Origin of the sequence: Rheinheimera lutimaris, assembly GCF_013283795.1 — a bacterium.
Taxonomy (GTDB): domain Bacteria; phylum Pseudomonadota; class Gammaproteobacteria; order Enterobacterales; family Alteromonadaceae; genus Alishewanella; species Alishewanella lutimaris.
The window spans coordinates 213,396-237,601 of record NZ_JABSOD010000002.1 but is presented as its reverse complement, the minus strand read 5'-3'; the positions used below and the strand labels follow the sequence as shown (position 1 = coordinate 237,601).

The following is a 24,206-nucleotide window of genomic DNA, read 5'->3' as shown; positions in this document are numbered from 1 at the left end:
ATGTCTTAATCGTTATAACTGCTGGCGGTACCATTCGCCTAAAATCAGGCTGGCAGCTACGCTAACGTTCAGCGATTCCACCTTGCCGGAGCCCGGTATTTGCAGTGCAATATCGGCGCTTTTAGCCACGTTTTGCGACACGCCAAACATCTCTTCGCCAAACACCACCACCACTTTGGCCGGCAATGCCGTGTTATACAATGAGCTGCCGCCATGGCTGGAGGTGGTAATAAGCATATAGCCGGCTTCTTTGCACAGCTGTAATGCCAGCGGCAGGTTATCGCAGCTTAAGCCAGCAACAAATTCACCGCCACCTTCAGCCGTGCGCAGTGCCGCGCCCGATTGCAGCAGCTCAGGTTGCTTCATAATAATGCCGCCCACGCCAAAATGCGCACAGCTGCGGGTTATGGCACCCAAATTATGTGCATTTGAGACGCCATCAAAAGCCATCAGACAGTCTGTTTTAAGCCCTTTCTTTTGCAGATAATGCGCCAGAGATTGTATCGGTTTACGTTTAACCAGCATTACCACGCCACCATGATGTGTACTGGCAGACACCTTCTCCAATTCCGCATCGTCGACAATGTGATAGGCTTTTTTCGCCGCGGCTAAATACTTCATCACGTCAGCAAACTTAGCCGCCATTTTGTCCGATACATATAGCCGGATCACAGCATCAGGCCGCTGTTCAAACAACACCCGACAAGCGTTGGCACTGTATACTTTGATTTCATCGTTCTGCACCGACTTAACCGCTTTCGCTGTCTGAGGTTTTGCCGTTGCCGCATTGCGCTTTGGCTTGTTAGCTGAAGACTTATCCGTTTTAGTCCACGGCTTGTGCAATGGGTTGGCCGCTTTGCCGCCTTTGGGCTTGTGTTGTGACATAGAAAATCCTGCGTGCGCCGCATGGCGGCAGTAAATCAATAATGCGGCGGATTTTAGCAGCTGCGCGGCAACAATACTTGTATTTTTCTGCCTGCGCAGTATGCTGACGGCCTTTAAATTTGCTGCTACAGGCCGTGTTTATGCTCAGTTATCGCCACAGTTATCATGCCGGAAATCATGCCGATGTGGTTAAACATCTGGTACAGGTTGCTATTGTTGACTACCTGCTGCAAAAAGATAAACCCTTTTGCTACCACGACAGCCATGCCGGTGCCGGCTTATACAGCTTGCTGGCCGAAAAGGCGCAAAAAACCGGCGAGTATCAGGGTGGTATCGGCAAACTGTGGCAGTATCAGGCGACAAGCCCGGCACTGGCGCACTATATCGCGCTGATAAAACAGCTGAACCCCGATGGCGAGCTGGCGTTTTACCCCGGCTCACCGAAAATTGCCGCCATGCTGCTGCGCGCGGGCGACAGCATTCAGGCCACCGAGCTGCACCCGACCGACTACCCTATTCTGGCCAGCCAGTTTGCCCGCAGGCGCCACAGCCGGATAGAGCATATGGATGCCTGGGCCGGTTTTAAAGCCATGCTGCCGCCGCTGCATAAACGCGGCCTGGTATTAATCGATCCGCCATATGAGCTGAAAACCGAATACCAGGATGTGGTTGCCGGTTTACAAAGCGCTTATCAGCGTTTTCCGCAGGCGACCTATGCTATCTGGTATCCGGTTATCGAGCGTGCTGCAGTAGAGGCTTTTATCAGCGCCATTGTCGCCACCGGCATTAAAGATCAGCTACGCATTGAATATTGCCCACTGCCGGACAGCAGCGGCTTTGGCATGACCGGCAGCGGTATGTTAGTGATTAACCCGCCTTACACCCTTGCGAATGATATGCGTGCAGCACTTAATGAACTGGCACCACTGTTAAGTGCCGAAGGTGAATTTCAGGTGCATCAACTGGTACCGGAGTAAGCTATGCGTATTGTTATCGCTGTAGCCTTATTGCTGTTAAGTCAGCCGCTGTACGCTTTTAGCAAAACCGGCCATCAACTGGTGTGTGATATGGCCTATCAGTTGGTAAGTGACAACACACAACAGCGGTTAGACGCGCTAATTGCTAAAACACCATACCCGCATTTTAGCCAAAGCTGCAGCTGGGCCGATGAAATGCGCGCCGACCCGGCGTTTAGCTATGCTTCAGTACTGCATTTCGTTAATTTCCCGCGCGATAAACAGCAGCTAAGCGCAGCAGATTGCCCGGCGCACGGCTGTATTTTATCCGGCATTGCCGATATGCAGCAGCGTTTAACGCAACACCGTGACGATTGGCAGGCCTTGCTGTTTCTGGCACATTTTATTGCCGATTTACACCAGCCGTTACATGTCAGCTATGCCGATGATTTAGGCGGCAACCGCACGGCAGTGTATTTTTATGGCTTACCGAATAACCTGCACGGCGTGTGGGATTTTGCGCTGCTAAAACAGCTGGGCTATGAAACCGATGCCAGTAAAGCCGCTGCGCTGTTTAACCGTATCAGTGCTAAGCAGCTTTCAGCCTGGCGGCAAAGCGATGTACTTAGCTGGGCTAATGAATCGGCTGCGCTGACACTGCAGATTTATCAGGGTTATACACCCGGCATGTTAATTGACGACAACTATGTGCAACGTTATCAGGCGATAGTAGAGCAACGCTTACAGCAAGCCGCTGTGCGACTGGCACTGGTGCTGGATCAGTCCCTTAGCGCCAATTGAGCCGCTAACCAGTTAAACACCTGCTGTTGCTGCTCTGCGTTAAACTCATGGCCATAGTGCGGATACAGTGTCGTCGTCAGCTTATCGGCTGCGCCATGCGCCTGCCACACTGTTGCCAGTTGCGCATAGGCATAGTCTACGCCGGCACTGGGCATTAGCTTGTCTTTGCCGCCGTTAATAAACAGCATCGCTTTGGGGGCTGCAAGCGCCGCAATATCGGGAATATCCAGTTTTGCCGCCAGGCCCGGGTGCAACATATAAAACGCCGACTGGCCTTTGAGGATATTATTGCCGGGCGTAATTAAATGCCGGTAGCTGTTTAACCAGGCTATCGCTACCCCGGCCTTAATATCGTCGGTTAATGCCGCCAGTTGCCAGGCGCGAAATGCCCCCATCGAAAAACCCAGTACCGCCAGCCGGCTGCTGTCGGCCTGTGGCAGCTGCTTTAAATACTGTAGCAAACGTAAATCTTCATAAGCGGCCATACCGGCCAGTGAACGGCCCAGCATAAACATATTGCCGGCCAGCGCCTGCTGGGCGTTAAATTCTACCGGCCCGCGATCGCTCCAACCAAAAGTATCGGCCGCCAGCACCAGATAGCCTTGCTTGGCCAGTGCATCGCCGACAAAGTTACTGCTGAAATATTTAGCGGCCCACTGCTGCGCCGAAGGCAAGCGCTCGTCAGTTGCAAACGGCTGGATCCATTTTTCTTTGCCAATATCAAAGCGGGCGCCATGATCATGTAGCAGCAATACCGCCGGGGCAGGCTTAGCAGTATCAGGTTGCAACAGCATCAGCTGCACCCGGCTTTGTTTTGTTAGCTGCACCGACCAGAGCTGGGCGCTGTAGCCGTCGCGCTGTTCGGTTTTAAGCAGTGTTGCGGCAAACTCAACCGGCTCATCCGGCCATAACAAAGCTTCGCGTAGCGCTGCCCGGCCCTGTGCCCGCCAATGCTGAATATCGTTAAAGTGCTCTGGTTGCCAGCTCAGCGGATAGGATCTTTGTGGTAGCAGTTGCTGATAAAAATCCGGCAATTGCTGGTCAATCAGCGTATCGGCTTGCAGTGGCAGCGCCAAAAATAGCAATAACCAGCAACAGCGCATTAGCGGATCCAGCCTTTACTGATCTGGCGGAAGGTATCAGTGCCGCAATACTGCAGCCATTCAAACGCCAGCATTTCTTTACTGATAACTTGTGCGCCGGCCTGCTGCATGCGGTTTAAGGCCAGTTGCTTATTTTGCTCAGTGCGCGAACCCACGGCTTCCACTACCACAAACACCTGATAGCCCAGCGCCAATAAATCCATAACCGACTGCAGCACACACACATGGGCTTCGGTGCCCAGCACCACTATCTGCTTACGTTCAGTACAGGCCAGGCTGCTGGCAATATGCGGCTCTTTAAGCGCACTAAAATGCATTTTTTGCAGCACCTGCGCTTCGGGTATCAACTCTGCCAGCGCCGGCAAGGTCGCACCTATACCTTGCGGGTATTGCTCGGTGGCCCACACCGGCACGTCCAGTTGCAATGCTACCTGCAGCACCCAGGCTGCGGCCTGTTCAACTTCTTTGCAGTCAAAAATAGCCGGTGCCAGTTTTTGCTGCATATCAATCAGTAATACCAGGCTTTGTGAGGCTTGCAATAACATAGCAGTTCCCGTTAATGAAAATCACGTGACGACAGCCTAAGTTCAGCCAAAAGCGCCGATAAGTCAACCAGCTTGCCGGCGATAATATGGGTTACCTCACCCTCGCGCTGCAAAATACCGTCTACCTGTAAAATAGTGGCGGTTAAAAAGCTCTTTTGCTGTGCCTGCGCTGTGGCCAGCCACACCAGCACATTTGCCGTGCCGGTTTCATCTTCCAGCGACATAAAGGTTACGCCGGCAGCGGTGCCCGGCCTTTGGCGCAACGTTACCAGGCCGCTTACCCGCACCGGGCTGTTATGCCGCACCCGATGCAGCTCTTCCACCGGCACGCTGCGCGGTAACTTGCCGGCCTGGCGCAGCAATGCCAACGGATGGGTTGACAGCGTAAGGCCGGTGGCCGCGTAGTCCTCCAGCATTTCTTCTACTTTACCCGGTGGCGTTAAATAAGCCGGCGCCGTTTGTGCTACCTGTGCCACCTTTGATAACGGCTCTGGCTCTGTGGCAAACAGCGGCAGGCTGTGCTGCGTATCCAGCAATTGCCAGCGACTGTTGTAACGGTCGCCACTGATACTGCTCAGCGCATTGGCACTGGCCAGCGCCTGTAAGTCGCTGCGGCTAAGCCCGGTTTGGCGCAATTGTTGTATATCACGATAGCCGCCGGCCGGGCGCAGCTTCAGCAATAACTCTGCCCCGGCCGAAGATAAGCCCTTAATCTGCCGTAAGCCCAGCCTGATAGCCTTGCCCTGCTGTTGCAGGCTGTGATCCCACTGCGACTGATTAACACACAACGGCAACACGCTAACCCCATGGCGCCTGGCATCCTGCAGCAGCTGCGCCGGGCTGTAAAACCCCATCGGATAACTGTTAAGCAAGGCGGTACAAAAGGCCGCCGGATAGTAGTATTTCAGCCAGGCTGAAACATAAGCCAACACCGCAAAACTGGCCGAATGTGACTCGGGGAAACCGTATTCACCAAAGCCGCAAATTTGCTGATAAATACGCTCAGCAAATTCCAGCGCATAACCGCGGCTTTGCATGCCATCAATCAGCTTGTGCTTAAATTGCAGCAGCTCGCCGGTTTTCTTCCAGCTCGCCATAGCCCGGCGCAGCTGATCGGCCTCGCCCCCGCTAAAACCGGCGGCCACCATCGCCAGAGCGATAACCTGCTCCTGAAATATCGGCACGCCCAAGGTGCGCTGCAGCACCGTTTTTACCGCCTCAGACGGATAGTCCACTGCTTCTTTGCCATCACGGCGTTTTAAATACGGGTGCACCATATCGCCCTGAATGGGCCCGGGCCTTACTATGGCAATTTGTACCACTAAATCGTAGTAACAGGCCGGTTTAAGCCTGGGCAGCATGCTCATTTGCGCCCGGGATTCAATTTGAAACAGCCCGACGGTGTCGGCTTTTTGGATCATCTGATACACCGCAGCATCATCACCCAGCGCGCTAATGCCGGCGATGCTTAAATCCTGCTGTTCGTGTTGTTTCAGCAGTGTAAAACACTTACGGATAGCGGTAAGCATGCCAAGCGCCAACACATCCACTTTTAGCAACTCCAGCGTTTCCAGATCATCTTTATCCCATTGGATCACAGTTCTGTCGGCCATAGCGGCGTTTTCTACCGGCACCAGTTCATACAAGGGCCCTTGTGAGATCACAAAGCCGCCGACATGCTGCGATAAATGCCGCGGGGCGCCGCGCAGTTGCTCCACCAGCGTAATAAGCTGCTGTGTGGTTTGGCTATTGCTGTTAAGCCCCAGCGCACTAAGCTGCTGCTGCCAGCTTAGTGCCGGGTCGCGGCGCTGGATGTTTTTCACTAAAAAATCCAGCTGGCTAATCGGCAACCCCAACGCTTTACCGACATCACGCAGCGCACTTTTAAAGCGATAGCTAATGACCGTAGCGGCCAGCGCTGCGCGTTCGCGGCCGTATTTCTGATACAGATACTGGATCACTTCTTCGCGCCGCTCGTGCTCAAAGTCGACATCGATATCCGGCGGCTCTTTGCGCTCCCGCGATAAAAAGCGCTCAAACAGTACCTGAATTTTCTCCGGGTCTACCGCTGTTATTTCCAGGCAATAACACACAACCGAGTTGGCCGCCGAGCCGCGGCCCTGATACAAAATGCCGCGGCTTTTGGCAAACTGCACCACATCATAAATGGTGAGAAAAAAGTATTCGTAGTTAAGCTCGGTGATAAGCGCCATTTCTTTGTCGATAATGGCCTGCACCCGATCAGGTACACCGCCGGGAAAACGTAATGCACTGCCGGCAACGACCAGCCTTGCCAGATAACCGGCAGCCGTTTCGCCCTCTGGCACCAGCTCGCTGGGGTACTGGTATTTCAGCTCCTGCAGCGAAAAAGTGCAGCGCGCGGCAATCACACCGCTTTGCTGCAGTAACTCAGCGCTAAACAGTTTTTCCAGCTTCGCCAGCGGGCGCAGTGCGCGCTCGGCATTACTTAATAACTGCCGCCCCAGTTCAGCTATAGGTTTACCGGCTTTAATCGCCGTTATGCAGTGCTGCAGCGCCAAGCGCTGTGGGCTATGCATCAGCACTGCACCACAGGCGACGGCCTTTAGCTGATACTGCTGAACCAACTGCCGGCAATAGTGGTTAAAAGCCGCTTCGTTATGGCTAAGCTCGCGGCGCAGCGCCAGCCACAGCCGCTCACTATGATATTTTTGCAGCCAGTTGGCCCAATGCGTATCGCTGTCGTTATCGCCGGTGGGTAACCACAGCAGCAGACAGTGCTGCAACGACATAAGATCCCATTCGGTTAAGCAATATTCGCCCTTAGTGCTGCGCCGCCTGGCGTTACTGATCACGCGGCACAGCTCGGCGTAAGCCGCCTTATCCGGGCACAGTAAGACCAGTTCAAGCTTATCCAGCTTAAAATAACTGCCGACAATCAGCTTAATATTCAGCGCTTGCTCGTTAATCTGCCGGTAGGCCCGTACTATACCCGCCACCGAGCATTCATCGGTCAGTGCCAGCGCGCTGTAACCCAGCTCTGCCGCTTGCTGCACCAGCTCCTGCGGGCTGGACGCGCCATGCAAGAAACTAAAGTGGCTTTGACAAAACAGTTCAGCGTAACTCATAGGCGGCTAACTAAACAAACCGTGCACAAACCATTGTTGCTGCGCAGTGCGATACAGCCACAACCACTGGCCTTTGCTATTGCGGCCAATAAAGTAATCACGCTGGGCAGCCAGTTGCCAGCCATCGGGACACAAGCGCTCGGGGCCGCTGCTAATCTCTACCGCCTCTTGCAGTGGCCGCGGCTGTGGCAATATAAATGCCGGCCGTTGCAACAAAGCCCCGGTCAGCGATCTCGTTTGCAATAATGGCAGCGGCCGGCTGCTGGCTTGCTCGGGTAAATGCTGATTTTGCAGGCTAAGGCCACTTACCGCATTGCGGCCTAACCTGGCCTGCAGCAAAGATACCAGCTGTAAAGCCGATACATTGCCCTGCTGGGGTTGGAATAAGTCGTCACTTTGCGCCTGCTGCGGTGCAAATTGTGTCACCTCAAGCTGCAGGCCATATACCGGCGCAGTCAGGCGATGGCTTTCCAGTTGTAACTGACACAGTTTCAGCCAGTTTGCCGCGCGGTATTCACCCTGTGCCGAACCGACGCTGTAGCTTTTTGTCTCGCTGTCACGGCAATACAAACGCAGCGTCAGTTGATGGCACAAGGTATTACTGCGCTCCAACTGTTGCTGTAGTTGCTGCAGCAACTTGCTAAGCGGCGCACTGAGCACCGCCATATCACTGATGTCATACAGCAGCTCCAGATAACGGCTGAAGCCGGGCCCGGGCCGGATATAATCCAGCGCATGAAAAAACTCACCGCGTAAACGGCCAAGATAACTGACCAAACGGTTATCAAAACGCCGCGCCAGCTCTGCTGTTGATAACGCCAGTAAACGCCCCAGGCTATCAATACCCAAACGTTGCAGCTGCTGTTGGATATCCGGCTCAAGCTCAGTAAAGCTAAGCGGGCTGCGTTTAAGGGCAGCGTCTGTGCCGGTGCAGTCCTCTGTCAGTAAATTAAGCCGCTGCAGCGCCAGACATTTAGCCGCCAGTGGTGTAGCGGCGCTGGCGTAATAATACTGATATGGCAATAGCGCCAGAGCAGCCATTAACGCCGCGCGGTAACCAGCCAAGCCCTGATATAACTGCAACATATTACACAAGCGTAAATACAGGCCGTCCGGCTCGTCTAATGCAATATCAGCGCTTAGCTGATACAGCTGCTGTGCAATCGACATTAATACCGCCTGCTGCTGATGTTGCTGATAAGGCAGCAGGTGCAACTTATGGCATAGCGCTGCGGCGCTGGCCAGCCCCATATCTAATTTAACGCCCTGCTGCGCGGCCGCTGTGTTTAACTGCACAATACGATGCTGTGCATCCACTACCGCTACCGGCAAGCCGGCCGTTTCGGCATCCGCTAAACTGTCGCATTGCAAAGATGGAAAATGTAAGTACAGATACAGCGCCATCTTAGCCGGCCTTACGCTGTGGTAATGCCGGGCTGTCCGCCGCCGGATACAGCGCCGGCCAGTACTGCTGCATATCCAGCAAAAATGCCGCTGCCGGCCAGCCACCTTTGCGTTTATGCACGCTAAGCTGCAGCCCCTGCCGGTGCGGTTTTAACTCCAGGCTTAAATTTACCGGCAAACTCAGGCCGGCTGCCGGCCGGCGCAGCAACACCAGAGTGGCTGCGCCCTGCTCTGCCGCCAGCTGTAAACGCCGTGCCAACGCCAGTTTCAGCGGCACCTGCCACAATAACACCGCAGCGGCGCAACCACTTTGCAAACACTGCTCTGCTGCCCACAGTGCTTCTTTGGCCGTTTCAGGCGTAATAATCACTAACTGCGACAGCACTATGCCGGCAGCGGCCAGCATATCGGCACACGGCTGTGCCGGAGGTGAGATAAATACCAGCAAACGGCCGCTGCGCTGCTGTTGTTGTAAATAGGGCAGCAACAGGCGTAGCTCGCCAATACCGGTGTCAGTTTGAATATCAATAAGGCCGGTAGATGGAAAGCCGCCGGCCAGCTGTTGATCCAGCTGTGGGTAGCCGGAGCTTACCGCCTGATACGCTGCCTGCTGGCTATTACCATGCCATACCAACTGGCGTCTGGCTAATTGTTGAAGTAACGCCGACATAACACACCCAATATTACTGTATATTGATACAGTATATACTGTGCTATGCAGGATGCAACTGCGGGGCTAAACCCGCCTTTGCAGCAGTGTCAGCACTTCATAATGATTACTGTGAGCAAACATATCAAAAAGCTGTACTTTCAGAAGTTTATAGTCTGTTAGTGCCGCTAAATCCTGTGCCAGGGTTTGCGCATTACAACTGGAATACAGCAACCAGCGTGGTGCCAGCCGCACAATATCCTGACACAGCGGTTTACCCAAACCGCGTCGCGGCGGATTAACCACCAGTAAGTCAGGCGCCTGTGCTGACGCTGCGGCAAATGCGGCGGAGTCCAATGTCTGAAATTGCACCTTGCTTAATCCCAACTCTGCAGCAGAGCGCTGTGCGCTGGCAATGGCAGCCGGCGCAATTTCAATGCCGGTTAGCTGCTGTGCCGGCTTAGTCAGGTGCAACCCAAAGCCGCCGACACCGCAAAACAGATCCCAAATCCGGCTGAAGTCACCCTGTTGCTGTTGCAACTGTACCGCCCAGTCGGCTGCCGTTTGGTAAAGCGCCGCGGCCATCACCGGCTGGGTTTGAAAAAAGCTTTGCGGCGTTAAATACAGCGGCACCTGGTTTAGCTGCTCAGCTAACAGTGTTTGCTCTGTCAGGATAATTTCTTCTTCGCCCTCCAGCAGCGCAGCCGCTTTAGGTTGCAGGTTTACTGAGCAGACCTCCAACTCTGGCCACTGTGCCAATAACCAGGGTAAGTGTTTTTCAATCGATGCCAGACAGTTTTTTGAGCGCAGTACAAAGCGCAGCATAAAACGGCCACTGTGCCGGCTTTGGCTAAGCAGAATAAACTTCAGCTCGCCGCGCCTGGCTGCAATATCGTAAGGGGTGAGTGTTGCCCGCCGTATAAAGGCTTTACACAATGTAAAGGCCGCAGCAAACGCAGGCGGATACAGCGGACAATCGCTTAAATCGACCACTTCAGCCTGGTTGTTAATAATGCCCAGCACCGGTTCGTCTACCGTGCCCAGCGCCACCATCTTGGCTTTGTAGCGAAAGCCCTGCTCCGCCGATGCTACCGGTTCAAGCAACGGCTCCGGATTAAACGGCGCCAGTAAACTTGCCAGCTGTTGCTGCTTTTCATTTAGCTGCACCGTATAGGGTTTATCCAGCCAGTGGCAAGACAGGCAGCGCTTTGCTGCAAAATGGGCGCAGTGCATAGATTATCCGCCGGCCGTTAAAAATTGGCGCCATTCTAGCGCAGCTGGCGGTTATACGCACCCATCCGCTACTGTACACGTAAGCGTTGACTGGCAACTCCACCCAAATCATCCACTACCCGCAATTGAAACTCCCCTGCTTCGCCCTGCCAGAATAAGGTTTCACCCGGCGCCACGGCACCGAGGTAACGGCTGTCAATAAACCAGTGTGCCCGGGTTACCGCGCCGTCAAAGCTGGCTTGCAGAGCGATTTTTTGTTGCTGAGCATTTTTGCCCAGCTGGTAAGTAAGGTTGTGCTGTGGCGAGCGAATTTGCGGCGCTTGTTGTGCAGCCAACGCCGTGCCACTGCAGGCGTGCTGATATTGCGGCGGCGTTAATACAAGACCGGACAGCTGATAAGCGCGGGCAATATCCGATGGCCAAAACTCAAATACTTTCAGTTCAGTTTGCGGCGGCTGATGACTACAGGCGCGCAGCCCGGTGGCGCGATATACCGGCACCGCACGATGCACATCAGACACTTTAATCGGTGATACGCCGGGAATAAACCAGCCGGGCCGGGTTTGCGGGCAGTATTTATTCGGTAATTCGCCACTGCGGCTACACAGCTCCACCTGCTTCAGGTTCAGCTTATCAGCGGCGCTGAATAAACGCTGCTCTGCGGCTTTATCACGCGGTAACAGCGCTAACAGCTCAAATAATAATGGCCCGGCTGCAGTGAGCCCCACCAGATTAGGGTTGCTGCTGCCGTCAAAATTACCCAACCATACCGCCAGCACATAGTCGCCGCTAAGTGCGACAGACCAGGCATCGCGAAACGCATAAGAAGTGCCGGTTTTCCATGCCACCGGCGCGCTGTCGGTTAGCTCGCTCAGTAAGCCGGCCTGTGGTTTAGCATGTTGGCGCAGCATATCCAATGTTAAAAATGCCGCTTCCGGCGTTAATAATGTTTGCCTTGTTGCAGGCATGGCGTCAGTTTCAGCCTGCCACTGCAGCGCTTGCCAGCTCCCGCCGTTAGCCAACATCGCATATAACTGTACCAGCTGCTGCATGCTGATTTCCATGCCGCCCAGCACCAGCGCCAGGCCATAATGTTCGGCATTTTGTGGCAGCGGCACCTGTGCCTGCTTTAACCAGTGGTAAAAATCCGGCTTATTTAAGCCGGCCTGCAGTTGCACCGCCGGCACATTGCGGCTGTTAATCAATGCTTCAGTGGCACTTATCGGCCCGGCAAACTGGCGGTCAAAATTTTCCGGGTTAAAGCTGCCATAGCGCCGCGGCAAATCCGTTAAAAGGCTTTGCGGATGAATAATGCCTTGCTGCAGCGCTAATGCATAAACAAACGGCTTTAGCGCTGAGCCCGGCGATCGCAGTGCCGTTACACCATCGACCTGGCCGGCAATGGCCGCATTATAAAAATCGGCCGAACCAATCCAGGCCTGCACCTGCATAGTGCTGCGTTTTACCAGCAATACACTGGCATTGCTGAAACCTTTATCGGCATTGCGGCGCAAATAGGCTGTCACTCCTTGTTGCATCTGCTGCTGCAAACCGTATTGCAGGCTGGTGTAAAAACGGCCGCCGCTGAGGCCCTGCGCTTGTAACTGATTAATAAAATGCGGTGCCGTGTAAGCTAAATCGGTGCGCTGATAATAGTTCAGCGGCAAGCTTAACCGCTGTGCCAGCTCCTGTTGTGAAGAGCCCTGCTCTGTCGGTGAATACTCTGCTAACCACAGCGCAGTTAAACGCTGCCGGGCCAGCTCCAGTTGCTGCGCGCCTTGCGTGCTCAACGGGCTGCGCTGGTTCGGGTTTTGCGGAATAACGCTCAGTGCTAAGGCTTCGGCCAGTGTTAAGCGCTGCGCTTCTTTGCCAAAGTAGATCAGGCTGGCGGCGGCGACGCCTTCAATATTGCCGCCGTAAGGTACATAGTTAAAATAGGCTTCGAGGATCTGTTCTTTACTAAAATGCCGCTCCAGATACAGCGCATACGCCAGCTGCTGTAACTTACCGCTAACGCTGGCGGTATTAAGCCCGAAACGCAACCGTGCCAGTTGCATAGTTAACGTGGATGCGCCCTGACGCCGGCCGCCTTTGATTACACCTTGCCAAAACGCCCGGCCAACAGCGCTGATATCCACGCCAACATGGCGATAAAACTGCCGATCTTCATATAACAGCGTAGCCTGTTGCAGTGCCGGAGCAATATCGGCCAGCGGTACCCGCAGCCGGTAGCGCTGATCCGCCGCCAGTCGCAGGCTTAACAGCTTACCGTCTGCAGCAAAGTAGGCACTGCTTTGCTGGTAGTGCGCATACAGCAGCGGTTTTGCCGACAGCCACAGCAAAAGCAGCACCGCCAGTAACATAATGCCCGGCGGCAACACCAGCCAGCACAGGGCTTTTTTAATGCGCACTGCCTGTACCGTCCGTCTTAATGCGTGCCGGCGGCAGTTACAACAAAGCGCCCCGCCGCCGTATTAGCATATACCGACAAATCATACATCGACTGCGCCGATACAGTTGGCAACACAAAGTCGCCGGCTGCGGTCACTTTTACCTGATAACGCAGCTCGGTCATTTGCGGGCCAAAGCCGGCGTAATACACCACTCTGTCTTCGCGGATATCGACATAGTCGGCACGCCAAACCCCGCTTTGACGTGGCACCGAGCTGCGCACCACCGCAAAACCGGCCGGCAGTAAATCCACTACCGCCACATTGCTGTGCCAGCTATCGGTTAAACTGCGCAGGCGCAGGCGAACGGTAAGCTCTTGTCCCTGTTTTGCCGCAGTAACCACTTTGCCTTCGGCATCCAGGTAATCGCGCACCACTTCCAACTGCTGTGCTACAGCTTTGGCCGGCGGCGTTTTAGCAAAACCGGCTTCGCTTAACGCATAAAACAGCTGCTGTTGGCTCTCTATCAGTATTTGCTCTGCCGCTGCACTAAAGGCCGCGCGTGGTATAGCACCGGCGTTATCGGCCGGGGTTAATGCCGTACGCGCACCTTTGCCATCTAATTGATAAAACGCTGGTGGCGTGGCGCCGGCGTCAGTTTGCAGTTGGCCATAGGCCGACAGCGCCAGTACGGTATAAGCCGAGGCAATAGTGTTGTACTGCCCTTTAAACACCGGCTGTAACAGGTTAAGAATATCTTTACCATTCAGCGCTTTGGCCTGCTCAGCAAAATGGCTGGAAAGTAGATACACATATTGCGCATCCAGGCTCAGCTGTGACTGAAACGCCGGGTTAGCAAAAGGCGGTAATGGCGTGGCGATGCGCGCCAGGTAGCCGCTTTGCAGCGCTGAGGTTTTACCCAGGCGATAACCGGATAATAACCCCCGTGCCAGCTCCGGCTTTTGCAGCAACTGATAACTGGCGGCGATATAAATGGCGGCAATATCGCCCTGCCAGGCTTGTTTATGTTGTTTTTCCAGCCGCTCGTGTAACTCAACCAAATAGTTGGTCGTTACCTCACCACTGCGGGTTAACAGGTAAATCGCATTAGCACGTAAGCGTGCCTGGTATAAATTACCGCCGCTTTGCCGCGCTACGTTACGCAGATATTCCAGCCCCTGGCTGTAAATATAGTCCGGCACCGCCAGGCCCTGCTCGCGTGCCGCCAACAGGAAGTGCATAACATAAATACTGGGGAAATCGGCACTGCTGTAACCGCCCGGCCAAAAACTAAAGCCGCCGTCACTTTGCTGGCGCTCTGCCAGCTTCTGGATTAACACGGCAAATTTCTCGTTCAACATCGGCCACTGCGCCTGATAGCTACTTTGTTGCACTAAACCAATCCAGGGAAATACCTGCGACACCACCTGCTCGGTACAGCCGTGCGGGTATTGCGCCAGGTAATCGGTAAAGCTCTCTGCCAGCACCAACGGGTTGGCCGAGGCAATAACATGCTGCTGGGCAAATTCGGTATACAGCGGATAACGGGTATCAAGCGTCACCGGGCCCTTGTCGGCGTAACCGGCCTGCAGGCTGGTGTGATAATGGCTGGCAGGGCGAATGCTCAGGCTGATACTGCGGCTGGCTTCTTCCACCAGGTCGCCCTGCTGATAACGGGCACTGAAGCTCAGGCTGGCTTCGCCGGGTACATCGCCGGCTTTTACCCGGAAGCGGGCACTTTGTTCGCTGTTTTCGCTGATATTAAGCCGCTGCTCAGTCGCACCTGTTGCGCTCAGGCTGTCAGGCAAGGTTAGTGTTACCGTCACGGCAGCATCTTTACCCGAGCCTTTTACACCATTGGCTACCGACACACTGATATCAAACTCATCGCCGGGCGCCGCACTGGTAAGGACATCCGGCGTTAACACAAAGGGGCCGCGCACGCGTAAATCACGGCTTACCGCCGATAAGGCTTCTGCACTTACCGCAACCGCCATCAGTTTTAAATTGCCGCTAAAGCTGGCCGGCACGGTAACCTGCTGCGTCGCCAATTCGCTTGAGGCTTTTACCACGCCTAACCAAAATACCCCCGGCTGTTCGGCGCGACGGGCAAAAGGATTAAGATTACTGTCTAACATCATCGCGGCCATGGCGCGGCGCTCGCTGTCACCGCCTACCCCGGCTAACTGGCGCTTAAGTGCACTGAATTCCGGCAGAATAAGATCCAGCATTTGTAAGCTGCGCACCTGCAGCGCGCGTTTTTGCAGGTAGTGCGATAACGGGTCCGGCAACTGATAACCGGCCACCTGTAAAATGCCCTCATCGACCCCGTACAGCAACAAATCGGCCGGCTGGTCGGTTTTATAACCCAGGGTAAAGGCTTTGCCCGGCCGTACTTCCTGCGGCGCCACCAGACTGATCGCCAGCTCACGCTTGCTACGGTCGATATTAAACGGCACCACCGCATAGCTTAGCGGGCTGACAAACAGCGCATCAGACTCACTGCCACGGACAAAGCTGACATTAATATAGGCGTTACCCTCAATACCGTCCGGCAGCACTATATGCTGAATACTGCTGGTGGTGTCGGCAGTAAACCAACTGAAAGCATGCACTTTGTCGGTTTCAATGCTGATTAAACCACTGCCGGTATAAGGTGCAGTAATATTCAGCTCGATACGCTCACCGGCTTTATAATCGGCTTTATCCAACCGCACGCTAAGGGATGCATTTTTTTCCAGCATGGCGCTGATATTACCGGCGCCTATTACGCTAAACGCCACACTGCCCAGCAGTTGTTCGCCCTGCAACAGTTGCAGCTCAAAATCACCGGCTTCAGCGGTGGGTACCTGATACGCCGTGCCGGTAGCGGCAATACTGAACGGCGCTTCACTGACCACAATATCCTGCACTATGCTCTGGTACTGATAAGTGCCGTCATGTTGTTTTACCAGACTCGATAACGGCCGCTTTTCTACCAATTTCAGCGTTAACTCATCCAGCGCTATCTGCGCTAAGCTGCGGTTAACGGCGATAAACTGCAGGCTGCGGCTTTGTTGTTTTTTCAGATAACCCAGCTCACCATCGCTTTTTACCCCCACCAATGCATTTAGCGGTGACAACAGCGCACTGTGCATACTTTGCACGCTTTTTCCGCCACCGCCGTCAAAGCCTTCTGTGGTCAGTACTAAGCGGTAAGTACCGCCGCTGTATTGTGCCAACGGCAGGTTAAAGTTGGCTTTACCGTCGGCATCGGTTTGTTGCTCATCCAGGTTTTGCCGCACGCTGCTACGGTTAAGTTGGCCGTCTTTTGGCGCGATAAAGCGATAGTCTTTATATTCGTTAAAGCTGAACGCCGCGGGGATCAGCTCAAATTTAGCGGTTACGCGGCGCTGCTGTGCCGGGGTACCGAATAAGTTATCCAATTGTACCTGCGCCACTAAATCCTGTGGCGATAACCAGCCTTCGCCCTGTTGGTTAAAACGGCTGGTTATTTTTAATGTGTCGGGCTGAAATTCTTCCACCGCAAAGCTGACCGAGCCCAAATGCCGCGCGGTATTGCCTTTGCTGTCCAGCAGGCTGATATTGGCATGGTAATTACCGGTATCGCTGTGCGCTTGAGTGTCCAGACTAAAGCTGTGCATACCCAGGCCGGTTAAACGGAAGTTTTGCTGCCAAAAGATACTGCCGCGCGGGCCCTGCACCTGAATTTTCAGCGGCAGTTTTTGCTCTGCCAGCGATAAATCGTTATGGCGGATAATAGCCGCCAGTTGCACCTGCTCGCCCGGGCGGTAAATGCCGCGGTCACTGAACATATAGGCACTTAATGCCTTGCTGCTTTGTTCATCCTGATAACGGCCACTGGTATTAAATTTGGAGTAATCTAACTGGCGGCTGTACCTGTCGTACGGAATAAAGCTGCTGTCTGTCACACCATCACGGCTGCGGCTAACCAGATACACCACCGGCTGACGCTCGCGTACCAGGCCATTGGTTTTAGGCAGCTTAACACTGCCCTGTGCATCGGTAGTGCCGCTTTGCACCGCCACGCCGTTTTTACCGAGTAATTCTACCTTTGCCCCAGCCACCGGTTTGCCATCGGCTACCGACATTACAAACACCTGTTGCGTGGTGTCGGCATTATGTTTTACCAGCAAGCCCAAATCGGTTACCAGTATCACGCGCTTATCCAGCTCGCGGCCTTCGCGTTTTGGCCGTGAGGGATCAAATTCGGATAGCTGAATAAAAAATACCCCCATGCCGGCTTGAGCCAGATAGGGCTTCAGCTCCAGTGCCAGGTAATTGGCCTGTTTGGCATGGCTGTTGGCCAGGCTAAAGGTTTTTTCATGCCGGCTGCCGATATTGCTTTCATCAAAGTTATAGTTAAAAAAGTACGGCTGGCTGATATCGCCACCGGTTTGGCTGATAAAGTGGTTCAGCTGCTGTGGCAGCAATTTATGCAGTTTTACCCGTACCCCTTTTACCCCACGGCTAAGCAACTGCACGGTTTGCTCGCCACTTAGGGTTAACATGGCGCCTTCACCCACTATGCGCGCCTCTACCGGATACTGCGGTGCCTGCACCACAGCGCGATACTCATTGGCCAGGGTAAACTCGCTGGCCGACTGCAACCCTTTGGGCACACTGACAAACAAGCTCTGGCCGGGTGGCAGATCCAGCTTAATGCTAAAGGCACTGTCATGCTGCTCTGCGGTGGGCATCAGCTCAAAACTGAGTAAATTGGCTTGCTGCAATACACTGCTATTTACCTCGCCGGCCGCCCAATAGTGCGAATTGCGCTGCGGGTGTTTGGGTAATACATACAGCTTCAGCTTATTTTTCAGCTCGGTACGGTCGATACGATCGGTAAAACTCAGCAACAGCATTTGCTCCGGCTCTTGGTCAAGCTGTTGCTCAGAGCCGCGGATAATGTCAGTGCGCAACTCTTCTACTTTTAAAAAGCTGCTTTTATCCGGCACCAACAGCTGCTGTGAGCTGTCTTGTGTGGTTTTGCCATTGCCGGCTTGTGCCTGCACCCCGGCTTTTAGCAGCAAAGTTAAATATTGCTCATGCTCAGGCAAGCTAAGCGCTGCCGACTGCACATACACCTCGCGGCCGGTTTTATCTGTGGTTAGCGTATACTCCAACGCATTACCTTTGCTGCGCACATCGCCGCCGTCGGGCCGCATCGTCATCGCGAGCTGCTTTTTCAGGCTGTCGATAGCTACCGGATGGCTGAAATTTAACGTAGCCACTATTTGCCGCGTAGTTTGTTCTGTGGGGTGCTGATAAAAACGCAGCCGGTTAATGGTCGCCGTTAACGGCGCAGTGTTAAAACTATATTGCTGTTTTGCCAGTAAAGTACCGGCGGCAAAAATGCGTTTGTCCAGTGTCAGCTGATACGCTATTGCCGCAGGCCAGGCCTGCTCCGGTGTAAACGTCAGGGTATTGTCATCCTGCCACAACCATTTACCGGCAATGGCGGGGCTGATACTTACACCTTCGCTTAATACCTCGCCGATTAAATCCAGCCGCGCCGCCGAAAGCTGCGGCACCGGCGCAATGCGCCCGGCCTGATCGCTCATATCATAGCTAAACTGCAGCCGCAGCGGCGTGGGCTGCTCAACATCATCCTGATAATGCCCAACTGCCGGGCTGTATACTGTTGCTTTAACTTTCAGCGGTTTAGGTAATTGTTGATAGTAATAATAGCCCCCTACTGCCGCACCGCTAAGCAACAGTAGCAGCGCTATACTGCCCCAAAAACCGGCCGGACGCTGCCTGGCATATTGTTGCAGCCGCTGTAACCACAGCGGTGCGGTCCAGTTTACCGAGCCGAAAATTTTACTGAGAAATGACGCAGAGGCAGGCATAACCAATCCTTGTTATTGGAGTGTCGTTGTTCGGGTGTGTTGGCCGAGTATAAGCGGCGAAAATTAATCACCGATGAACTATAGCAGTTTGTATTTAAACTCTTAATCCCCTAAGGGTAAAGAGTTGTTATATCGCTACTTTATTACCGGCATACGCGTTTTGCCGTAAAATGCGCCACTGCCGCCGGACAGGCATTGCGCGCAAAAAGACAAATAAATGATAAACATATGATACGAAATTATCATTTGACCAAGCTGAATTTCCACTGTTGACTGAATGCGCTTTAAGCAAAGCAATCAAGGTTTATTCAATATAAAACAGGACAATAACATGAAAAAAACACTTACAGCTTTAGCACTATTGCTTGCATCAGGTTCAAGTATGGCAGCGCAAATGGAGTGCATGGTTGATACCGCCGCTTATGATCGCTGGTCAACTGGTGGTTGCTGGGGATTTGAAAATACGCTTGATAATGCACCAAATGATGCGCTTTGGCGTATTGTTGACGTAACCAAAACCATATCATCTGTAATTTGGCAGGAAACAACATCAGGTTGTCCGTCAAATGCAACCTATTGCACTAAAGCTATCCAGCCTTATCAGGAGCATCTTGGTAAAGCAACAGTGTTGTATACCGATGGCACCTATGAAGTTCTGCAAGCTACAGCCCAATTTGAAACAGGTTTCTAAGTACCCGCTATTTAAACATTAAGGGGCGCTGCTCCTTAATGTTTATCTCAATCTAAAGGTTGTCAAAGGCTGATAACTAACGCCACTGCCACTATTTTTTGAACAATACAGTGCAAATTCAGTGACATTAAATATCAGTGGCGGCACGGGCCGGTAACAATCTTCAGCACAAACAGCGTGCCGTGCCAGGGTAATATGTGGCCGGTAGCTATCATGGATATCGCTAAAACCTTCTGCCTTACAACATTGCGCCACGCGCTGCTGCAGTTGCAACAGCGCATCGGGTAGCTGCGACGGTGCCAGATACAAAATTTTCGGTTTGGCAAAGCAGCTCAGCGCGTCCAGCGTCAGGCTAAAGGCAGACAGTTTAATTTGCTCTGCCGCGCTACTCAGCCGCTGTTGCTGTTCGCTATCTGTCTGGCTTAAGAAAAACAGCGTTAAGTGCAGATTGTCAGTATCGACCGCTTTGGCATCGGGGCACAATTTTAACACTTGCTGCTGATACGGCAGCAACTGCTGTTGCTGCGCGGTGGAGAACTTAAGGCTGAAAAACAGCCGCTGCATTAGCCTTTTGGCCGCTGTGGTGTTTTAGCTCCATGACTTTTACCACCGGCCTTTGCTGCTGGTTTGCCATTGGCGCTAAACGGCTTTTTGCCCTGCTTGTCGCCTTTTACCGGCGTTTCACTCTGGCTACGACTGGCAATCGCCTTCGCTGCGGGGTTTAAACCGGTGTGGCGGCTAAGCGCCGGTTGGCCGCCTTTTTGTGGCTTTTTAAACTGCTCGTCTTTGCCCTCTTCCGGCACCAAACAACCTTTACCGCGGCCAATTAAGTGCTTTAAGCCCATCTTTATTAAGGCTTCGCGAATCTGCGGCCAGCCTTTAGGGTCGTGGTAGCGCAGTATGGCTTTATGCAAACGGCGCTGACGCTCACCTTTTGGCACGGCTACTACTTCGTCATTGGCCTTGTTAATGTTTTTCAGCGAGTTCATTTCCGTGTGGTAAATGGTGGTCGCGTTCGCCATTGGGCTGGGGTAAAAGTTTTGTACCTGGTCCAGTTTAAAGTCGCGCTCTTTAAGCCATAGCGCCAGGTTAACCATGTCCAGATCGGTGGTGCCCGGGTGCGCAGCAATAAAGTACGGAATTAAGAATTGCTCTTTACCGGCTTCTTTACTAAAGCGGTCGAACATTTCTTTAAACTTATCGTAAGCGCCCATGCCCGGCTTCATCATTTTCGATAACGGGCCGTTCTCGGTATGCTCCGGCGCTATTTTTAAATAGCCGCCAACATGGTGCTGCACCAGCTCGCGCACATAGTTAGGGTCTTCTACTGCCAGGTCATAACGTACGCCCGAGGCCACCAACACCTTTTTAATACCGGGCAAGGTACGCGCTTCGCGGTACAGCTCTACCGTCGGGCTTTGGTCGGTGTCCATATGCTCGCAGATGGTGGGGTAAACACATGAAGGCCGACGGCAAGTTTGCTCGGCTTTGGGGTTTTTGCAGTTTAAACGGTACATATTGGCCGTTGGGCCACCAAGATCGGATATCACGCCGGTAAAACCAGGAACTTTGTCGCGAATATCCTTAATCTCCTGCATAATCGATTCTTTCGAGCGGCTTTGAATAATGCGACCTTCATGCTCGGTAATCGAGCAGAACGAGCAGCCACCAAAGCAGCCGCGCATAATATTCACCGAGGTTTTAATCATCTCGTAAGCGGGGATTTTTTCTTTGCCATACACCGGGTGCGGCACGCGCTGATACGGCAGGCCAAACACCAGATCCATTTCTTCTGTCGAAAGCGGAAAGGCCGGCGGGTTTACCCAAATATGCCGGTCGCCATGACGCTGCATTATCGCACGGGCACAACCCGGGTTAGTTTCCTGGTGCAAAATGCGCGAGGCATGGGCGTACAACGGTTTATTAACGCTTACCTGCTCAAACGCAGGCAGCTTAACGTAAGTTTGCTCCCACGGCTTTTGCCGTGGCGGCTGCACCATAATCGGTTTGGCTTCAACTTCTTGCGGTTTGGTTAAATCGATACCGGCTTTAGCAAATTCAGAATAGCTGCTGCAACCGACATCATCGGCGCCATAGGGGTTAGATATCGGGTCTATTTTGCCGATCTTATCCAGCGCAGTAGAATCCACCCCACGCCAGCCCGGCAGCGGCTCTTTACGAATAACCGCCGTGCCGCGTACATCTTGTATCTCGCTGATGGGCACGCCTGAAGCTATACGGTGCGCCACTTCTACCAATGGCCGCTCGGCATTACCGTAAATTAAAATATCGGCCTTGGCGTCAAAGATTACCGAACGGCGTACTTTTTCTGACCAGTAATCGTAATGCGCAATACGGCGTAAGCTGGCTTCAATGCCGCCGATTATCACCGGCACGTCTTTATAGGCTTCTTTACAGCGCTGGGTGTACACCGTAACCGCGCGGTCCGGCCGCTTGCCGCCAATATCACCGGCGGTGTAAGCATCGTCATGGCGCAGCTTTTTATCGGCGGTGTAGCGGTTAATCATCGAGTCCATATTGCCGGCCGACACGCCGTAAAACAGGTTTGGCTTACCCAGGCGCATAAAATCGTCTTTGCTGTGCCAATCCGGCTGGCAAATAAGCCCCACGCGGTAGCCCTGAGCTTCTAACATGCGCCCTACTACGGCCATACCAAAGCTGGGGTGGTCAACATAAGCATCGCCTACTACCAAAATAACATCGCAGCTGTCCCAGCCCAGTTTATCCATCTCGGCGCGTGACATAGGTAAAAACGGCGCCGTGCCATAGCACTCGGCCCAGTATTTCGGGTAGCTGAATAAATCGCGCTCAGGCGCCATGCGTGCTACAGGGGCAGACTTGCGGGAAACGGCAGTAGCAACAGTGGACATAAATTAAGCACCAGAGCGGAACAAGGGCGCGTATTATACAAGGAGTGTAAGGGAAAGGCGAATTAGGTTGATAGGTTCAGTCTGCCCCCAATTCTACGCACGTCCGACAAACCACCAAGTGGTTCAGCAGAATTCAAAAGACCAACTTTTTTATGCAGATAAAGTGTAACAAGCCTATTTTGAGTTTAGAGCTTTAAGTGCTTCGATTATGATATTGCTTTGGTTGATATCAGGCTCATTCTTCGAAAAAACCTGCATGATGAGCTTAATTTTAGTGTTACGCTGAAATTCCAATCGTTCCTGATCATTCATTTCTTTGCAATCTAGCGAATTCGTTATTTGCTCAGCTAAAATACCAGCCTTAAGCATTGTCATTTTTTCAGTGTTTAATGAAATAATATGTTTTATTAAATAGAAAAACACACCGGATAGACCACCAATTATAAGAGTGGTAGCGGCAACCAAAGGGAGTCTACTCAGTAAAATATTCCAGCCGCTTACATGTAACAAATAAGGAAATGAATCACTAAAATTTTGACTATTCCAATAGATATAAACAGCCATACACAACAAACCTGTAAAGGTCGCAGCAGCGAACAAGTAATAGGCTACCAATTGTCGACTAGTTTCAGTTGAGTGTCCTAATGTATCAAAATTTGTTAAGTTCTTTTCTCGTTTGGCATCAGCAAGCTCTGTTTTAATTGCTGTTAACGATTCACTAGCCTCACCTAATTCTTTCTGAAGTAATTTCAGTCTGTCTTCTTCCTTTTTAAGCAAACTAGTCTCGACTTTTAGTTTTGCTTGCACTGTTACTAACTTATCATTCTCATCAACGACTGAGTTGACTAATTTTTTGAACTCTATACTATTTTTGTCTAGATCATTGCGAACTTTATCTAATGCTGCTCTAGTACTTTCAAGAGTGCTTTCCGCATGAGATTTCTCAAGCTCAAGAGCATGAATATCTCCTTGAATCGTATTAAAAACGTCTCGACTTCGACTAATTATTGAATTTATTTCATTTGATTTTATTATTAAGTTCTGAACTTCTATCTTAGGAAGATCAACTGCCTCTTGTAACGACCTCCTTGCCTGATCTAACTTTTTATAATCTAAAAGCAATTCTTTATACTGGGCAACTTTTACAGATTCAAACTTACTTCTTTTTGGCAAAATAAGCCCAAAAACCATATCATAAATCAAATAAGTTTTTACTACTGTTTTACCCCTCCCCAAATCAACATAGTAAGATTTCCTAGTGGAAAATCTCTTCTCTTCAAATTTATGAGATATTAAACGAATTGTATCCTCTCTTTCATCCTCATAGCCTTTAGCACAATTTAAATCAGAAACTATAACAGGCTCTGAAAACAATATTACACACTCACCCCGCAAAGAAAATTCGTCATAGTTTGCAAACTGCAGTGATTTTGACGCAAAATCTAAAGAATCATCATCAAGCTTCTCGACATCAAAATTATTAAAGAATCGCATCAATGATTTGCGGGAATCCTGATGATACTCCGAGTAAAAACCACTCAAAAAACCCACATACTTCTCGAAAGATTCATTTATTTTTTTAAAATCAATGCCATCAAAAAGAGCTTTTTTATCAATTTGTTCAAAAAAATCGTTATTATTCATATCATTCATACTTTTAATATTATTCAGCACCAAA

15 protein-coding genes are annotated in these 24,206 nt (G+C 52.1%); 3 read left to right on the top strand and 12 right to left on the bottom strand.

Features of this window, described 5'->3' with window-relative positions:
• Window positions 1–12: 12 nt before the first annotated feature.
• Entirely contained in the window at window positions 13–885 is an 873-nt protein-coding gene (locus tag HRH59_RS02710; RefSeq protein ID WP_173499730.1) for a tRNA/rRNA methyltransferase, read from the bottom strand.
• Between the two features lie 140 nt (window positions 886–1,025).
• On the opposite strand from HRH59_RS02710, the gene HRH59_RS02705 reads away from it, so the two are divergent.
• Entirely contained in the window at window positions 1,026–1,862 is an 837-nt protein-coding gene (locus tag HRH59_RS02705; protein WP_173499729.1) for a 23S rRNA (adenine(2030)-N(6))-methyltransferase RlmJ, read from the top strand.
• Between the two features lie 3 nt (window positions 1,863–1,865).
• Window positions 1,866–2,642: a S1/P1 nuclease gene (locus tag HRH59_RS02700; protein ID WP_173499728.1), complete on the top strand. Its 777-nt coding sequence runs from the start codon at window positions 1,866–1,868 to the stop codon at window positions 2,640–2,642.
• Here the strand turns inward: HRH59_RS02700 and HRH59_RS02695 are convergent.
• The 8 genes from HRH59_RS02695 to HRH59_RS02660 form a co-directional block, all read right to left on the bottom strand.
• Window positions 2,621–3,745 carry a dienelactone hydrolase family protein gene (locus HRH59_RS02695; RefSeq protein ID WP_173499727.1) on the bottom strand — a complete coding sequence of 375 codons (1,125 nt, stop codon included), beginning with the start codon at window positions 3,743–3,745 and terminating at the stop codon, window positions 2,621–2,623. The two genes, HRH59_RS02700 and HRH59_RS02695, sit on opposite strands and share 22 nt — an antisense overlap.
• Window positions 3,745–4,290 (bottom strand): isochorismatase family protein, encoded by a 546-nt coding sequence (locus HRH59_RS02690; RefSeq protein WP_173499726.1) that lies wholly within the window; start codon window positions 4,288–4,290, stop codon window positions 3,745–3,747. Before HRH59_RS02690 ends, HRH59_RS02695 begins: the two co-directional genes overlap by 1 nt.
• Window positions 4,291–4,301: 11 nt before the next feature.
• Window positions 4,302–7,397, bottom strand: coding sequence for an error-prone DNA polymerase (locus tag HRH59_RS02685; RefSeq protein WP_173499725.1), 3,096 nt, complete (start codon window positions 7,395–7,397; stop codon window positions 4,302–4,304).
• Window positions 7,398–7,403: 6 nt separating this feature from the next.
• Entirely contained in the window at window positions 7,404–8,801 is a 1,398-nt protein-coding gene (locus HRH59_RS02680; RefSeq protein ID WP_173499724.1) for a Y-family DNA polymerase, read from the bottom strand.
• A gap of 1 nt (window position 8,802) precedes the next feature.
• A complete protein-coding gene (imuA, locus tag HRH59_RS02675; protein WP_173499723.1) occupies window positions 8,803–9,471 on the bottom strand; it encodes a translesion DNA synthesis-associated protein ImuA in 669 nt (222 codons plus the stop codon).
• A 66-nt stretch (window positions 9,472–9,537) separates the two neighbouring features.
• Window positions 9,538–10,683 carry a 23S rRNA (uracil(747)-C(5))-methyltransferase RlmC gene (gene rlmC, locus HRH59_RS02670; protein WP_173499722.1) on the bottom strand — a complete coding sequence of 382 codons (1,146 nt, stop codon included), beginning with the start codon at window positions 10,681–10,683 and terminating at the stop codon, window positions 9,538–9,540.
• 68 nt (window positions 10,684–10,751) lie between these two features.
• Window positions 10,752–13,094, bottom strand: coding sequence for a penicillin-binding protein 1C (pbpC, locus tag HRH59_RS02665; RefSeq protein WP_331460143.1), 2,343 nt, complete (start codon window positions 13,092–13,094; stop codon window positions 10,752–10,754).
• Between the two features lie 17 nt (window positions 13,095–13,111).
• On the bottom strand, window positions 13,112–18,946 hold the full coding sequence (locus HRH59_RS02660; protein ID WP_173499721.1) for an alpha-2-macroglobulin family protein: 5,835 nt from the start codon (window positions 18,944–18,946) through the stop codon (window positions 13,112–13,114).
• Between the two features lie 331 nt (window positions 18,947–19,277).
• On the opposite strand from HRH59_RS02660, the gene HRH59_RS02655 reads away from it, so the two are divergent.
• Window positions 19,278–19,637: a hypothetical protein gene (locus tag HRH59_RS02655; protein ID WP_173499720.1), complete on the top strand. Its 360-nt coding sequence runs from the start codon at window positions 19,278–19,280 to the stop codon at window positions 19,635–19,637.
• Between the two features lie 42 nt (window positions 19,638–19,679).
• On the opposite strand, the gene thpR is transcribed toward HRH59_RS02655, so the two are convergent.
• The 3 genes from thpR to HRH59_RS02640 form a co-directional block, all read right to left on the bottom strand.
• Window positions 19,680–20,201, bottom strand: coding sequence for an RNA 2',3'-cyclic phosphodiesterase (thpR, locus tag HRH59_RS02650; RefSeq protein ID WP_173499719.1), 522 nt, complete (start codon window positions 20,199–20,201; stop codon window positions 19,680–19,682).
• A complete protein-coding gene (locus HRH59_RS02645; protein WP_173499826.1) occupies window positions 20,201–22,477 on the bottom strand; it encodes a YgiQ family radical SAM protein in 2,277 nt (758 codons plus the stop codon). The genes thpR and HRH59_RS02645 overlap by 1 nt, the downstream gene beginning before the upstream one ends.
• A gap of 225 nt (window positions 22,478–22,702) precedes the next feature.
• Window positions 22,703–24,172: a coiled-coil domain-containing protein gene (locus HRH59_RS02640; protein WP_173499718.1), complete on the bottom strand. Its 1,470-nt coding sequence runs from the start codon at window positions 24,170–24,172 to the stop codon at window positions 22,703–22,705.
• Between the last annotated feature and the right edge of the window lie 34 nt (window positions 24,173–24,206).

Coding starts and splice junctions, on each gene's coding strand:
- HRH59_RS02710 (WP_173499730.1), bottom strand. CDS start 885: ATGTCACAACACAAGCCCAAAGGCGGCAAAGCGGCCAACCCATTGCAC.
- HRH59_RS02705 (WP_173499729.1), top strand. CDS start 1,026: ATGCTCAGTTATCGCCACAGTTATCATGCCGGAAATCATGCCGATGTG.
- HRH59_RS02700 (WP_173499728.1), top strand. CDS start 1,866: ATGCGTATTGTTATCGCTGTAGCCTTATTGCTGTTAAGTCAGCCGCTG.
- HRH59_RS02695 (WP_173499727.1), bottom strand. CDS start 3,745: ATGCGCTGTTGCTGGTTATTGCTATTTTTGGCGCTGCCACTGCAAGCC.
- HRH59_RS02690 (WP_173499726.1), bottom strand. CDS start 4,290: ATGTTATTGCAAGCCTCACAAAGCCTGGTATTACTGATTGATATGCAG.
- HRH59_RS02685 (WP_173499725.1), bottom strand. CDS start 7,397: ATGAGTTACGCTGAACTGTTTTGTCAAAGCCACTTTAGTTTCTTGCAT.
- HRH59_RS02680 (WP_173499724.1), bottom strand. CDS start 8,801: ATGGCGCTGTATCTGTACTTACATTTTCCATCTTTGCAATGCGACAGT.
- imuA (WP_173499723.1), bottom strand. CDS start 9,471: ATGTCGGCGTTACTTCAACAATTAGCCAGACGCCAGTTGGTATGGCAT.
- rlmC (WP_173499722.1), bottom strand. CDS start 10,683: ATGCACTGCGCCCATTTTGCAGCAAAGCGCTGCCTGTCTTGCCACTGG.
- HRH59_RS02660 (WP_173499721.1), bottom strand. CDS start 18,946: ATGCCTGCCTCTGCGTCATTTCTCAGTAAAATTTTCGGCTCGGTAAAC.
- HRH59_RS02655 (WP_173499720.1), top strand. CDS start 19,278: ATGAAAAAAACACTTACAGCTTTAGCACTATTGCTTGCATCAGGTTCA.
- thpR (WP_173499719.1), bottom strand. CDS start 20,201: ATGCAGCGGCTGTTTTTCAGCCTTAAGTTCTCCACCGCGCAGCAACAG.
- HRH59_RS02645 (WP_173499826.1), bottom strand. CDS start 22,477: ATGGCGCCTGAGCGCGATTTATTCAGCTACCCGAAATACTGGGCCGAG.
- HRH59_RS02640 (WP_173499718.1), bottom strand. CDS start 24,172: ATGAATAATAACGATTTTTTTGAACAAATTGATAAAAAAGCTCTTTTT.